The 14,310-nt window shown below is 37.2% G+C and carries 22 protein-coding genes and 2 pseudogenes; 1 reads left to right on the top strand and 23 read right to left on the bottom strand.

The features are described from left to right. Positions 1-2: 2 nt before the first annotated feature. The 12 genes and pseudogenes from KJS58_RS15305 to KJS58_RS15250 all read right to left on the bottom strand — a co-directional run bounded on the left by KJS58_RS15305 (position 3) and on the right by KJS58_RS15250 (position 6,536). Positions 3-344, bottom strand: coding sequence for a hypothetical protein (locus KJS58_RS15305; protein WP_249717393.1), 342 nt, complete (start codon positions 342-344; stop codon positions 3-5). Positions 345-437: 93 nt separating this feature from the next. Further along, the gene (locus tag KJS58_RS15300; protein WP_213533609.1) at positions 438-893 is read right to left on the bottom strand and encodes an NUDIX domain-containing protein; all 456 of its coding nucleotides are present in this window, start codon (positions 891-893) and stop codon (positions 438-440) included. Positions 894-951: 58 nt separating this feature from the next. Next, a complete protein-coding gene (locus tag KJS58_RS15295; protein WP_213533607.1) occupies positions 952-1,389 on the bottom strand; it encodes an NUDIX hydrolase in 438 nt (145 codons plus the stop codon). Positions 1,390-1,436: 47 nt separating this feature from the next. Further along, positions 1,437-1,736 (bottom strand): annotated as a pseudogene (locus KJS58_RS15290) (GNAT family N-acetyltransferase); the annotation flags it as partial. A 27-nt stretch (positions 1,737-1,763) separates the two neighbouring features. Next, on the bottom strand, positions 1,764-1,916 hold the full coding sequence (locus KJS58_RS15285) for a hypothetical protein (protein ID WP_213533606.1): 153 nt from the start codon (positions 1,914-1,916) through the stop codon (positions 1,764-1,766). Between the two features lie 33 nt (positions 1,917-1,949). Next, positions 1,950-2,402 carry a hypothetical protein gene (locus KJS58_RS15280; protein WP_213533604.1) on the bottom strand — a complete coding sequence of 151 codons (453 nt, stop codon included), beginning with the start codon at positions 2,400-2,402 and terminating at the stop codon, positions 1,950-1,952. Positions 2,403-2,484: 82 nt separating this feature from the next. After that, positions 2,485-2,937, bottom strand: a complete 453-nt coding sequence (locus KJS58_RS15275; RefSeq protein ID WP_213533887.1) for a DUF5662 family protein — start codon at positions 2,935-2,937, stop codon at positions 2,485-2,487. 46 nt (positions 2,938-2,983) lie between these two features. Further along, the gene (locus tag KJS58_RS15270; protein WP_213533602.1) at positions 2,984-3,784 is read right to left on the bottom strand and encodes a phosphotransferase; all 801 of its coding nucleotides are present in this window, start codon (positions 3,782-3,784) and stop codon (positions 2,984-2,986) included. A 14-nt stretch (positions 3,785-3,798) separates the two neighbouring features. Continuing rightward, entirely contained in the window at positions 3,799-4,269 is a 471-nt protein-coding gene (locus KJS58_RS15265; RefSeq protein ID WP_213533600.1) for a DUF4871 domain-containing protein, read from the bottom strand. 91 nt (positions 4,270-4,360) lie between these two features. Beyond that, the gene (locus tag KJS58_RS15260) at positions 4,361-5,176 is read right to left on the bottom strand and encodes an alpha/beta fold hydrolase (protein ID WP_374705820.1); all 816 of its coding nucleotides are present in this window, start codon (positions 5,174-5,176) and stop codon (positions 4,361-4,363) included. A gap of 60 nt (positions 5,177-5,236) precedes the next feature. After that, complete coding sequence (locus KJS58_RS15255) at positions 5,237-5,746, bottom strand: 2,4'-dihydroxyacetophenone dioxygenase family protein (protein ID WP_213533599.1); 510 nt, start codon at positions 5,744-5,746, stop codon at positions 5,237-5,239. Positions 5,747-5,771: 25 nt separating this feature from the next. Continuing rightward, complete coding sequence (locus tag KJS58_RS15250) at positions 5,772-6,536, bottom strand: creatininase family protein (protein WP_213533597.1); 765 nt, start codon at positions 6,534-6,536, stop codon at positions 5,772-5,774. A 324-nt stretch (positions 6,537-6,860) separates the two neighbouring features. Here KJS58_RS15250 and KJS58_RS15245 point away from each other — a divergent pair, with 324 nt between their 5' ends. Beyond that, entirely contained in the window at positions 6,861-8,888 is a 2,028-nt protein-coding gene (locus KJS58_RS15245; protein WP_249717388.1) for an ATP-dependent DNA helicase, read from the top strand. A gap of 75 nt (positions 8,889-8,963) precedes the next feature. Here the strand turns inward: KJS58_RS15245 and KJS58_RS15240 are convergent, their stop codons facing one another. The 11 genes and pseudogenes from KJS58_RS15240 to KJS58_RS15195 all read right to left on the bottom strand — a co-directional run. Next, positions 8,964-9,863, bottom strand: a complete 900-nt coding sequence (locus KJS58_RS15240; RefSeq protein WP_213533595.1) for an alpha/beta hydrolase — start codon at positions 9,861-9,863, stop codon at positions 8,964-8,966. Between the two features lie 70 nt (positions 9,864-9,933). Then, on the bottom strand, positions 9,934-10,125 hold the full coding sequence (locus KJS58_RS15235; RefSeq protein WP_213533593.1) for a hypothetical protein: 192 nt from the start codon (positions 10,123-10,125) through the stop codon (positions 9,934-9,936). 39 nt (positions 10,126-10,164) lie between these two features. Further along, the gene (locus KJS58_RS25505; RefSeq protein WP_249717385.1) at positions 10,165-10,461 is read right to left on the bottom strand and encodes a hypothetical protein; all 297 of its coding nucleotides are present in this window, start codon (positions 10,459-10,461) and stop codon (positions 10,165-10,167) included. Positions 10,462-10,485: 24 nt separating this feature from the next. Then, entirely contained in the window at positions 10,486-10,704 is a 219-nt protein-coding gene (locus tag KJS58_RS25500) for a hypothetical protein (protein WP_249717382.1), read from the bottom strand. Positions 10,705-10,901: 197 nt separating this feature from the next. Beyond that, positions 10,902-11,360 carry an NUDIX domain-containing protein gene (locus KJS58_RS15225; protein WP_213533591.1) on the bottom strand — a complete coding sequence of 153 codons (459 nt, stop codon included), beginning with the start codon at positions 11,358-11,360 and terminating at the stop codon, positions 10,902-10,904. Between the two features lie 6 nt (positions 11,361-11,366). Further along, complete coding sequence (locus KJS58_RS15220) at positions 11,367-11,873, bottom strand: DUF6886 family protein (RefSeq protein ID WP_213533589.1); 507 nt, start codon at positions 11,871-11,873, stop codon at positions 11,367-11,369. Positions 11,874-11,928: 55 nt separating this feature from the next. Then, entirely contained in the window at positions 11,929-12,333 is a 405-nt protein-coding gene (locus KJS58_RS15215; RefSeq protein WP_213533587.1) for a GNAT family N-acetyltransferase, read from the bottom strand. Between the two features lie 76 nt (positions 12,334-12,409). Continuing rightward, on the bottom strand, positions 12,410-12,697 hold the full coding sequence (locus KJS58_RS15210) for a hypothetical protein (protein WP_213533585.1): 288 nt from the start codon (positions 12,695-12,697) through the stop codon (positions 12,410-12,412). Positions 12,698-12,770: 73 nt separating this feature from the next. Beyond that, on the bottom strand, positions 12,771-13,289 hold the full coding sequence (locus KJS58_RS15205) for a GNAT family N-acetyltransferase (RefSeq protein WP_213533584.1): 519 nt from the start codon (positions 13,287-13,289) through the stop codon (positions 12,771-12,773). 98 nt (positions 13,290-13,387) lie between these two features. Continuing rightward, the gene (locus KJS58_RS15200; RefSeq protein WP_213533583.1) at positions 13,388-13,858 is read right to left on the bottom strand and encodes an NUDIX hydrolase; all 471 of its coding nucleotides are present in this window, start codon (positions 13,856-13,858) and stop codon (positions 13,388-13,390) included. Positions 13,859-13,927: 69 nt separating this feature from the next. Beyond that, positions 13,928-14,143: pseudogene (locus KJS58_RS15195) on the bottom strand (GNAT family N-acetyltransferase); the annotation flags it as partial. Between the last annotated feature and the right edge of the window lie 167 nt (positions 14,144-14,310).

Raw genomic sequence — 14,310 nt, 5'->3', positions numbered from 1 at the left:
GTTCATTTACCCTTGTATTTGCCGTTGTTTTTAGCGTTTATGTACTGTCCTTGCTCTGATTCAATTGCAATATTCTCTGCTGTATCTATTCCTTTTATTTTATATAGTTTCGTTCCTACGAGATATTCATTTGAAAATCCATTAGAGTAGATGCCCTCAAAATCGGAGTATTGTTTCACTTCACCAATCTCATCCTCAATCTCACTTTTATTCACTTCTTCAATCTGAATTTGATATATGTCTTCATTCCATACAACAAAAGGAAATGCCCAGTCAGCTGAACTCTCTTGTGAGTTTGGAGACACCTTAGAACTGCAACCCGAAACCAGGATCAATAAAAACAAACAACAAAGTATGATTTTGTTATTTTTCATATCATCCACCTTTTCCTCACTGAGTCTACAAAGCGTTATTTAGTATCAAACTCAATATTCGGCCTAGTAGTATTTCAATAGTTCCTTGTCAATTTCATCTATGTATCCTATGTCCGTATGTAAATCCCAGTAGATCATCTTCTCCGCTTCTTCGTTATCTAAAAATGGTCTTTCGTTATCAATATCTGCACTAAAAAGACCGCCGTATTCTGTTTTTCCATTCTTTAATTTGAATTTCATTAACCCTCTGAAATCTATTCTCCCTGGTATTTGATTCGTTTCCTCCAGCATCTCTCGTAATGCACAAGCTCTAAGACTTTCTCCTGCTTCACGAATCCCGCCCGGGAGTTCCCAGTTTTGTTTCCAGTGATTAAATAGTAGTAAAAAACCATCTTTATTTCTTGCTACTACTAATGCATGAGTTATCGGGTGATTTAATGTCAATTGATCAATTCTATCTTCGGGCAGATCAATAATCTCTTCAAAAATATCACCTTTTTGATTAATACAAATTGGCATCTTTTATAACTCCCTTTGTGTTTGGTTATTTCTTGTTATATTTTAATTAGCTCTTTTCTTACATATGCAATTTATCAGTATGTACATTGAATATTTTATCTTCATACATTTTCACCTGTTCAATCATATGTCCTATATTTCCTTCACCTGCGAATAATGACATATCAAAAAAATCTTCATCTAAACCGGACCAATATAGATCATTCTCGTCACCAAAGATTTCTACATGGTACTTTAATTGACCAACATAAACCTCCACATAACAATCCTGTAAATAGTACTTATAATCCATCAAATGATGTAATACAATAGCTTCCTGAGGTATCCCTGTCTCTTCTAATAACTCTCTATATGCCGCTTCCATACCGCTTTCTCCAGATTCAATCTTGCCGCCAACAAAATTACTGAGCCCTTTATAAGGTTCTCTCAAGCGTCTGCACATAAGAACTTTATGTAAATCATTACTATAAACCATGAGAACATTGTAACCCAGCAATATATTAGCCTCCTAAGTCGGTTTAATCTTTCAATCATCAACACGCTCTACTTACAAATAAAATTTTGATATCTTCTTCCGTTTTCTGTTTTTACCTGTACTTCTCCGTAAGATACTTCGTCTATGATCTGATCCCAGAACTTCTGCGCGGGAATATTACCTTCCAGCTGACATAACTCCCATACTCCTTTAGATCCTTTGAATAAGGATATAGCTGCTTTTCTGCCTACTCCCATTCTTCGAAACTTGCGAAGTATAAAAAAATGAGACAGAACATGGCAGCTCTGAGTCTCATCTTTTTCCTTCGTCATCATAAACCCTGCGATTTCACCATTTGCTTTAATAACATACGCTTGTTGACTACTTTCATCCGACTAGTATGATTCAAAATCCGGCATAATTTGATATACGCCATTTTCATCAATCGAAGCATCCGTATATTCCGTAAAATCATAGACATATAACTGCAATAAATTCTCTATCAATGTTCTATCGCTTAGAGCAGCTTTCATAATGACGACTTTCATCTGCTGACCTTCCTTTTGAACAGGATCTATATGTTATTTTTCAAAATTTATAATCTCTTGAATATTCGCTTTGAGCGTATCAGTTAAATAATAAAATTTGTTGTAATCTACCTTTGCATTCTCAGACTGAACATTGAACAACTTTACATATTTTAATTCAGAATCGACCATCATTTGGATCTCGTAAAGCTTCAAGTCTTCTTTTCTTTGTGCCGAGAAAGTTAAACCGGTGTTATACTCAGGTATTTCTGGTTTTGTAGTAGTAACTTCTTCAAGATCAAATATCTCGTCGATTATCTCAAATATTAAATCACCCTCTAAACCATTTTTATCATTACGAACTGAAAATTGTAACTCAGCATTGTTCCCTAAAGGATCCAGATTGCTTACCAGTACATCTACAACAGAGTTCTCATTATCTAATTGCTTAACTTCATCAATTAATGTTTCTGTTTTCGATTTTGAACATCCGGCTAGTAAGATCACACTAAATAAGATGAAACATATTCGTTTCATAAAACACTCCTTTTTATATTTTAAACGGTTACATACAGCACTTTGTTTGATGTTATTTTTTCCTTATGAATCTTTCGAGTTCTTCCCTAGTATCTGGATGTAATATGATGTTGTTAGAGTTTACCATTCTTTCTACCAAATTTGAGTCTTTAACCTTTCGTCCCCATTTTCTAGAGAACGACCTCCAATCACAAACCATTTCAATCATATATTTCTTTGGCATGGGTAAAGCTTCTTTTGTTTGTTTATTTACGACCCAGTACTCCCAGTGGTGTTTATTATGGTTTTGATGATGCAGCCATGCATATCTCCACGCTAATTCTATATTCTCATTTTTTTGATTTGAATAGAATTTACGTGCATAAGGAGCAAACTCTTTAGGTGAAAATTTAGACATATCATGTACGATGCCCTCGATATATAATCCTTCTTTCCAGCATTCAATGAATACATTTAACTTATGATCGATGACATAGAGAAAATATCGCCAATAAACTAGAAATATAGCAACCCTCTCCCTTGTAATTGGTTATAGGACGCCTGCGACAGAATTACAATAATAAAGTGTCGATAATAAGATGAAATTTCATTCTGCTCTCATTCAACTCAGATATCCCATATCCTTTCAAGAACTTGCCAAATTCTTCTTTCCTATCCGTATAATAAGTAAGACTTTTAAACAAGTAATAAATATCATAATAGGGATCTGATATACCTGAATCCCCCAAATCTATAAATGCTTCAATGCGGCCATCATTGATCATCACATTCCCAGAGCCATAATCACCATGAGTAAAAACTAATTCATCTGCAGGTGCTTTATTCTTCTCTAAAAAGTCAATTAGTTGCTCCATTGTATGATTGGGAAATACGTTGTTAACAGCAACTCTGGCTTCGCTCTCTCTTTCATTCATATTCATTTTCACCATATCGATTAATTTATCTGGTAATAAATCAGTAAACTCACAATGGTTAATGGGAACATTATGTACTGTTCTTAAGCCTTCTCCCAAAAGGTAGCCTAGACTTTTTTGTCCTTCTTTTTGCTGATAATCTTCCGCGGTACATCCCGCTATATAAGTCATAACTAAATATTCCTTGCCATTCTCCACCTGGTAACCGATTACCTTAGGAGTTGGAATGGTTTTATGTGCCCATTCTAGTCTTTCTGCTTCACGCAATAAACTACCAGACTCAGCAACGTTCTTTACTTTCAGTACGCACTTTACAGAATTACTGAATTCTAAAATGTACAGTGATTGATAATGTCTTCCTTTATTGATTCTCGTTATTTTAATTAATTCTGATAAATTCACTAAGGTACTTGGTATCGATAATTGGTTATTGTTCATTACGACTCCTTCCATTATGACTGATCCTTAACATTTACAATAATAGTTTCAAAATATTCTCCTCCAAGATAGACATCCAATTGCCAAAGTCCACTTGAAGGGAGCATGAGAATGGAAGGTGTATGTGCATCAGCTCCATTATTAGAACCACCAATAGAATCATATTCCCAAACTAATGTTTCTTGAGGGGTACTGGCATCTTTCACCAAAGCTTTTACTTTTTGCTGAGTCTTAACATTTATAGCTTCCACTCTAAAAGATTTTAGTTGAAGTTCTTCATTAGTATCCCAGAAATGCCACATATACTTGTTAACTGTATTTACAACGAAATCAGGACCAAGTATTCCTAGTTTCTCCTCCACGCCAATCATAGCTAACTGATTTGAGTAAAATGTTGGACTTGGTCCTACCACAGTCTCGTTATTTGATTTACATCCAACCAAAATAATAAGAAATATAAGGAATAGGACACCACGGTTCCGCATTCATTCATCTCCATTATTTATTATTGTCTCTCGGTTCTACATATTGTTCTAATTCCTTCTCAATTTCTTCATCATCAACTCGTTTATTCCATTACTTTATAACAGGGATCAGACCACTCGGTAATTCTCTGTCATGAATCCAAGCTTCAATCATCTTATTAAATAAATCAGGTAAAGCAAGGGATACTCCATGACCAACACTCGGTATGATCACCCCTTTACAATTCATATTTTTGTCTACTAAGTCTGATACAGATTTTTTCATTATTTGTTTTTCGTGATTCCCAACCGTAATTAAAATCTTTGCTTTAGACCTACTGAAATCTTTCGGTATACGAAAAGACATGTTTTCTTCAAGAATTTTGATAAGCGTGTTCCGCTCCATATCCGTTGTTTCTTTATAATACTTCTCAAACATTTGATCTCCGATATATAACTGTTTTGCTTGAATCTTCGAAAAGGCACGATTTTTAGTTAACCTATAAGTTAAACGGACCGTAGGATTAATAACTTTATTAGCTAATGGAATAGGCCTAACAAGCGCACTATTGATTATTGCGTAATCTACGAGATCCGGGTACAAACTGAGTATTTTAATAGCAATCTGCGCACCTAGAGAAAATCCAACCAGAATCACTTGTTTACCTTGCGCTTTTGCTTGAATTAAACTCCCTATTTCCTCCGCACTGCTATGGATAGAAAAGTCCATTCTTGAACTGAGACCATGCCCAGGTAAGTCCGGAACTAAACAATGATAATCATGAAAGTATTCCAATTGCTTCTCCCACATCCAACCGCTGACTCCTCCCCCATGTAAAAAAACAATGAGAGGATTTTCTAAATCACCTGACTCTTTATAAAATAACCGCAAAAGAAACACCACCTTTAATGCTTGAAAGGTAAACACCAGAGTTAGTCCACATTGAAATTATATTGTTATACGATGTCTAAGCCTTCGGAGTACAACTCAATAAATAAGATCATCTACTATTTCAATTCCTTTTTTATTGCAATAGTCCTTATACTTCTTTAATACGGTATAGATATCATCCTGACCAATAACTCTATTATTTGCGTCGAAATATTGGAGTGAACCACCTAAGATAAATAATGTAATGACCTCTTCATCTTCAGTAATCAGCGTGTGTATATCTCCTGGAGGCTCAAAAATAAAAGTTCCTGGTTTCGCGGTCCAGTTACGCCCTTCGTATCTCCATTGTCCCTGTATGTTGTAACCAATAACTGAACCACCCGTATGACGATGAGGGGTCAGCACTTTATTGCTTTTTATCTTAAAAAGGTACGTCCAAGTACCCGTAGAAAGGTCAAATCTTAGAGGTTTAAAATAACAGTTAATCTCCTCTTCATCTCCTTCATCAAAAGGAACCCAAGGTAAATCATCAATATGAAATACCCTTTCAGGTAATTGAATGTTTTCTGCTAGTTTTATAACAGCTTCATTAATTAATTGGTTCATATCGTCTTCTCCTAAGTTCTGACTCCTACAGGTTTTTTCCACCTTGAGTCTTTCTGTTATACGCATCTTCTAAAAGTTCTTTAAGCCCTTCGGCTTTTCTCTCCATAAAGGTACTCCAAAATATCTTTCCCTTAAGAGCTAACTCTTCCGGAGTATATAATTCTGGATCAAAATTACCCCAACACCCGTCTGAGGTTAACTTATCCCAGCCCATAAAATCAGCGTATTGTTTATTTTCACTAGGTATATTCGATCCCATCGATTCTAATTTGACCTTATCGGGGCACAACCACATGGCAGTACATACCGACAATAAACCACCGTGCATTTCATCTAATCCTTCTAATTCAGCTGCTTGAATGGCAACTGACCATGCATCATGATGATGATGAGGATGAATGACTATTATTTCAGGATATTTATAATTAATGAACTTAATGAATGCCCCTTCCCAATAAGAACCGCCATGACCTGAGCATATAACAAACTTCTTGAATCCTTGTCTCATTAACCCAGTCATAATTTCTTCGATCATGGTTGTTATTAAGTTCGGACTAATGGTTACCGTTCCTTTATAGTTCGCATGTTCCTCAGAAGTATTAAAAGGTAGAGTAGGGAGTACATATGCATCTAACGCTCTGCCATATACTTCAGCATATCTTTCAGCTATTAAATTATCCAAATGCATAGGCAAATAAGGACCAAACTGTTCGGTAGCGCCGATCGAGATAATTGCTGTATCGATACTGCTTTCAAAGAGTTCTTTGGTGGTATTCGTATAATTCAACATGAAATCACAACCTTTCAGAGAACGATTCCGTTTCCCCTGTTTCATACTGTTATATCATTAAACCATGAAGATTTGTTAAATTCAGGTAAAAATATATGATTATAATCTATTTTATACAAAATTCCAGAACCGAAGATTTACTTTACCTCAGTCCTGAAAGATAGAGCGAACCATAAATAGACTGATTAGCAAGGGCCGAAAAAGAAACTAGTAATGCGTCATATTATATACTGTGACACTTGACGGTTACGATAGCATCAAAGATAATTACAACCACACCAAAAATTGTAGCATTTAGATAATTGATTTTGAAAAGGGGCGATCGTGATTAGCGGGTTAAGTGATCTCTATAAATTACAGAAGCAGGGAACAAAAAAGGATATCGAAACCCCTTTAGTCAACGCCATCTTCCGAATGTATGATAAATTCCCAAGGCTAGGCCTTAATGAGCGGATTGGTCAGCAAGATATGTCTCTGGATATCGCTGATGCTTATATACATAGTCGTAATGCGATGATTGAAGCTGGAGTCGGCATTGGTAAGTCCTTCGCTTATCTTATTCCTAGTCTGCTCATTAATCTTATCTCACAGCAACCGATCATTATTGCAACCTCCTCCATACAGCTCTCAGAACAGATCCATAAAGATTTAAGATTCATCGGAAGCCGGCTCGGATTTACTTCCGTTCGCTCTGTGGTTGGAAAAGGCATGGGACAGTATGCTTGCCGATATAGAGCAACAGACCTGATTAAGTCAGGTAAGTCGGGTGATTCAAACTCCCCTCTGTCTACGCTTGCTCAGCGTATTGTGAATTATGATATTGATGAAAGAGCAGATATTAAGGGTGGAGTTAGTGACACACTATGGTCCAGTGTCTGTGTGAATGATTGTACATTTGAACGTTGCCAGTATAAAAGCACATGTTCATTTTACGAGATGCGAGCTAAAATTAATGCCAGCACCAACGCCATGGATTTTATTATCGTAAATCAGGACCTGCTCATTCGTGATTTAATTAAGAAAAAAGAAGGATCAAAGGGATTAATCACTGAACGTCCGGCTCTGATCGTTATTGATGAAGCTCATAATCTAGAAGCAAAGGTTAGAGATGCAAGAACGCTCGAGTTCACATTCCGGGGGACATGCCGTATTTTGGATGACGCTCTACAGCTTCTCTACAAGCAATCTGCAGATAAGAGTCTTTTTACGCAATTTAAGTGGTTAAAAAAGTGTGTCAGTCATATTTTCAAACAAGTAGAGACAGACCTGCTGCAGACAGCCAAGCAGGACAATGACCGGATCAAGGTGTCAGAGATCACAGGCATTCCCTTAAAACATGGAGTGCAGATCCTGAAAGAGTTTAATCTCAGCCTTTCTGTCTTAACTTCCCGGCATGAGCGGGAAATCGATCATATTTTTGAAGCCATGAACGGACTTATCGATCTCCTTGAGGTGCTCGCTGGTGTGGAGGACAACTATCTCATCTGGGCAAGTAAAACTCAGCGTGATGCCACCGTAAGTATCTGTCCAAAAGGCATTAGCGAGTTTTTAAAATACTCCTTATTTAACGGCAAGACTTCGGTTATTTTAACGTCAGCAACGCTTTGCCAGAGTGGTGAAACACTGGAGGAACAATACTCATATCTTACACAGTCCCTTGGATACAGGGGAGATTATATGGAGCGCCAAGCTTCACCGTTTAATTATGACTACCATACCATGATGTATATTGCCAAAGATGTCCCCTACTATAACCATAAGAACCGGGAACATTATCTTGAAGCGGCATACAAGGAACTGATAAGGCTTTGTAATTTAACGGACGGACGAACACTGGTCCTTTTTTCAGCTAAGGAGGATATGAAGTACGTTCATAAGAAGTTAAATGCTGAGAAGCTTGCATGGACGTTACATGTTCAAAGAGAAGGCTCGTCTCAGGACGGAGTGATTGCTGAATTCCGAGGCAGTAAAGGCGTCCTTCTAAGTACCGGTGTGTTCTGGGAAGGCGTAAATATTGAAGGTTCCGATTTGTCGCAGTTAATTATCTTCCGTCTGCCTTTCCCTGTTCCTTCGGATCCTGTCTATGAATACAAGGCCTCTCTGGTAGAGAATCCCTTGAAAGAAGTGTTTGTACCGGACATGCTGCTCCGGTTAAGACAAGGAACTGGACGTCTGATTCGCAGTGAGACTGACCTTGGTGTACTCAGCATACTCGATTCCCGTCTTTCCATTGCAGCCAAAAAGGATTACAGGGAGAAGGTACTAGAAACTTTACCCTTTAAAAGAGTTACAGAAGATTATAAAATTCTAGAACAGTTTGTAAAAGAAAAAGGGATAAGCATTAGGCAATGAGAAATTACGGACATGATATGATGTCTTATTTCAACATGTACAGTGAGCACCTCTTCTAATTCATACGTTCCCTCTTCATCTAGATCGATGTAAGTGAGTAGACAAGAACTTCGCCGTGACGTCAAGCACTTGTGAATTCCAAAAGCCTGGTCCATGATCTGCGCCTACTACTTTATAGAAGAATGCTCTCTGTCCATGCGCTTTTAAAGCTTTGTACATCTCTATACTCTGGTTTATATGTACAACATGGTCACTGTCTCCATGCACGATAAGAATCGGTGGAAGCGCCTTATCTAGATCTTGATGAAGAGGACTTGCCTTCTTCGCCAATTCTGTATGTTCCTGTACCTTTCCACCAATGAACAAGCCTTCAGGAGAATCAGCCGCATCATGGTCAAGAATATTATTGTACTTCCCTAAGGTCAGCAGGTCCGTAACCCCATAATAATCGATGACCGCACTAACTTCGTCTGACTCCTCACTGTAAAGGCCGTTATCATACTCGCCCACCGTTAGACCCGTCATTAAGGAGAGATGTCCACCTGACGAATCGCCCCATACCGCTACGCTTTCCGGATCTATTCCATACTCCTCTGCATTCTTGCGCATATACCGAATCGCGCACTTCACATCCTCAACAGCAGCTGGAAAACGCGCAACATCCGTGTCCCGTATTTCTACACTGGCAATCACATATCCCTTAGCCGCCATCTGAACAAGATTAGGAATGGAAGAGTATATATCCTGTTTTCTCCATGCGGATCCTTGTACATATACGATAAGAGGAAACTTGTATCCGCTTCGGGAGGGCGTTATGATCTGCAATCTTCGTTCCACATCGCCGTATTTGGCATAAACTACATCAGGGCGATAGCTGCAAGAATAATAGGATTCTCCCCCAGCAAACTCCCCATATATAATCTGTGTTCCTTCTGGTGTTTCGTTGGCTGCAATACCCGCTGCTTTCTGATCCACTTTAACAACTCCTTCTATATGAATAGTAGATTCATTGTGGTGAAGATGAGTGTCCGAGCTCGAGTCGTCATCACCATTCATTAAATATAGCAACTATAGCAATACACCAAACAATAAGTCCAAATAGAAGCCCACTCCAAAATACTTCAGCTGTATATGACTTGTTTTTCACAATTTTTTTGATTGCTCTTAATAATGCGACTATGAACAAAAAACCTAATATTGGCATTATATAAACAGCGATGTATGCAAATACAATCAAGATTCGAGTTCCTCCTTCTAGAGAATCCTATTTGAAAACTTACTTCTCTGTATTATTAAACCGAAATATTAGTTTTTGTCCGTCAAAGGTATCATCATTTAACTCAACATAATCGCCTTTACTATAATTAGAAACGGTCTTCCGCCAAAATCTTTGCCCCGTTTGGTTTCTTTCAGAAGGATTGGTGAACAATTCCCATCTCCCCTTGAATTGATCAAACACTTTGGTAGCAGCCTGTTCAGCGATACCTCGACCTCTGTAAGGACGTAATAGAAAGAACTCATATACAAAATAGTCAACATTCTCCGCACAATATGGGGAAGTAGAAATGAACATAAATCCCGCCGGACAATCATCTGCTTAAATTAAATAGGGATACAAACTGTCTGGTTTTTCCCACCAAATATTTTGAACTTCGTATTGATCACTTAGTGTTTTAAAATCATCACTTTCTTCATAAATCCCATGAACATTTGGGTACCTGACATAGTGTTCGGATAGATCATACAGATATAAAGGATATATGTTTTTTATAATGTGTGATTCCTCTTTACTGGTTAATTGCACTTTGATATTCATGAATTCGCTCCTTAGATAATAATTTTTACGCTTTGTCATCTTGGTGAATTTCTCATAAGATATCATTATTAGATATACCCATTCTTATTATTTCATTGCCCTGAGTGTCATACCAGACTGATGCAACAAGTATTTTATACTTCAATCTCTCCAGTCCTTTCGTATACCGTTCTTAGCTCTCCATTAAACTTACAGGTTTAAGTTCTGAGTATGTTTATTACTTCTCTCTTTAAATCTTCAAATATAGGTCTTTGTACAGTGCTTATATCTTCTATATTAATATCTTCGATAAATTTAAATTCGAGCGTTAATGATTCTTGATTATCATCGTTATATATTAGCGTATTATTGTCTTCAGCAATTCTCCCCTCTAAATCCACTTTTGCATTAAAAATGAACATGACAAAAACGACTTCATTTCCGTCTGGATATCTATATTTCATGCGTGGTCCGCTATAAACGGAATAAAGTTCGTACTGTCTAACTTCAAGACCGGTTTCTTCCAATACTTCTCGTAACATAGTCTCTTCAATAGACTCACCTGCATCCATCCCACCACCCGGAAGTCCCCAATTGCCATAATCCGATCTTTTTTGAAGTAATATTCGTCCTTCCTTGTCTCTTATAATAGCTCCGCCCGTAACGATGATCTTCATATTAGGTTATTCCTGTTTTGCATTTCTCATCCGGATCATGGAGAAGTTGATTGTAGACTCTAGTACATGTTCTTTCATAGGCATCAGAGAGGGAGTGATCCTAAGTTCTATCCCTTCATCCAAAATAGCTGTGACCAAGTCATCCATTTTTTCTACTTCGATTGGAGTTACTGGGCGTCTTGCTACATAATATCCCGCATTTTCTTCTTCTAACTCAAAGTCTGCTGAATCAAAAACGTAGCGATAAATAGATCCTTTTCTGACTCGATCATACCAATCTGTTTCAATTGCAATCATCCGATTCACCTGAGACATTCCAAAAAAACGAGTAATATCTAGTTCTTTTGTATCTTCTTTAGGCCAAACGCAGACTCTTGGGCAGTCCCTTGGAAAATAGTAATGTGGCGCATGATACTTATCAATGGTCCAGACTTTTGCATCTGTTTGATCGTAAATTGTTCGGGGGTTAAAGATTTTAATATCCGGATTCTCACTAAAATGAAATAGCTTCATTACACACCTCTCTATTAAAAAGATTAGTAGTTTCGCATACTATTTTAAGATCGATTCAATTTCTTTTGGTCATCCTTGCAAATCGTGGGCCTGCTTGGAATCCTGTTTTCTTATATAGTAATTCCGCATTATTTCCCACAGTAACACATAATTTTATTACTTCCGTATACGCACTAGCTGATTGTTTTATGTAGTTGAGCATGTACTCTGCAATTCCTTTGTGCCTATACTGAGGGACAACACATAACTCCCCGATTTCTGCAAAACCTAAGGGCATTTTTTCACTGATACCTGCGATACAAAGTCCAACAATTTCATTGTTTTGTTCATCTACGACATATACGGAAAGATTCCTATGTTTGTATACTTGCATAAGATACGATATATCCTCCATGATCTTCACGTCATTCGGAACACCAAAGATCTCGTAGTCTATTCCACCGCTATATCCTTCTTTCATTACATTCTTAATTCTTGTTATATCAAAAGATTCATCTAATAAGTACAAAGATAATCCACTGGGAGGTACCGGCTCCTTAAGCGTACCTGTCGGACAGCACGCAACATGTTAATAATATGCTCCAGAGTTGTTGCCGATCAGAAAAGGGAGGAATGATAAACGGATACATTGCCGTATCGTTCATCTTTATCACCCCTCCAATTCTATCCTCGCCGCACATGATCCAAAAACATTGGTCTGTAAATTTTGTATCATGTAAACGAGTATTCCAGTCATACCACATCTCAATATCGGAGTTAGAATAGATTACTTGATGAACTGCAAACTTATTTTTATCTGCTTGTTCTAATCTATATTGCTTCATCTTGTGTTGTCCCTCCCCAACCCTTTAGTATTTTAAGAAAGCACTCTTATCAGATGTCTATGGCTTATTCGAGTTAGACAATTTCAATCCAATATCGTTTAATTATATTCCCGTCATCTTCTATGTAATCTGCATCGGCTCTCCCACCGTTCTTAATAATGGTTCTTTCCGATCCCACATTATCAGCATCACAGACAACTAATACCTCTTTTATTCCGATTTTCTTAGCTTCACCTAAGGATAGTTCTAATAGTTTGGTTGCATAACCTTTTAATCTTTCAGACGGGCGAATACCATAACCAATATGCCCTCCTGCATTGTACAAATGTTGTGTTAATTGATGCCTAATATTTACCGCCCCTAATACTCTATTACTTTTGTCAACCAACCAAAAAATTGAATCTGATACGATACCTTCTGGTAGACTAACACCTTCCTCATTATCTGACAGTGATTTCAGCATTTTTGGAAAGTCACTTGGATCTTTGCTTATGACCCATGGAACCATATCCTCACCAGATCGCTTCCATTCTTCATAAAAAGATAAGTATTCTTCCTTCAACTTTAAATTAGGCTTTACTAACCTAATCATACGTTTCCACGTCCTTTGAATTACTTTGAATTACTTTCAAGCTTTTGCAAAAAATATACAGCTTGTTCCGCGCCAAATCTTTCGCTACTCTCAAGTCTTTAGTTCGTTTTCACATGCTTAATTACACTTACATTGTTGTTATCTCGTTGTGAGAGTAAATCTAGCAGTCCATCTGGAACCAACTTTACGTCAGAATCCGATTCGAAAAAATCTAGTGGTTTCCATTGAGCTTTATAATGAATATCCCCTTCGATTCCGTCGATTTCATCAAGATCATAAAAGGTCTTATCTTTCAAATTCACTTCATAAATAAAATCTATTTCATGTCCTATATCATCCAAAACACCAAAAATGTTCTCTATGACAGAGATTAATTGCGCTTCTTCAATTTCATGATTCAGTTCTTCCCTAATTTCTCTTATTAATGTTTGTTTACTATTTTCGCCAAACTCAATGGTTCCACCAATTGGTCGGTAGAAAGTTGTGCTGATCCCAGGATAATTAATGACTTCAACTAAAATGTTTTCTTCTTTTCTAATGATCCCTAGTGAAACAGATCTAATCTTCATAAGATTAACTCCTCCGTCTATTCGTATTTTCACATCTTAATTCGAAAGTGTTCTCTAGAGAACAACGTCTCATAATTTCTTCTGTAGAACCTGTTCCTTTTGCTTTATATAACTTGATCTTTCATATGTTTGTATAGCAGCTTCATTCTTTTTACCTGTTAATAATTTCACTGAAGAAACACCTCGTAATTTAAGTTCTGCCTCAATAAAAGCCAACAATGATGTCGCTATCCCTTTTCTTCGTACATCTTCTTTAATGAACATTTCTGTAATTTCAGCATGAGGATTTGGATAAGACGGATTGTAATATGAAGTGCGACACCTTACTCAAAAAATAAAAATGGCCCATGGCCTGATTCGTGTAGAATTAAGTTACCACACCAAATTCACACAGGAGAATCAGTCCATGAGCTATTCACATCTTAGCATAATTGAACGCAGTAAACTAGAAG

Source organism: Paenibacillus sp. J45TS6 (genome assembly GCF_018403285.1).
GTDB lineage: Bacteria > Bacillota > Bacilli > Paenibacillales > Paenibacillaceae > Paenibacillus.
The sequence above is the reverse complement of the archived record's forward strand: the minus strand, read 5'-3'. Positions and strand labels throughout refer to the sequence as shown.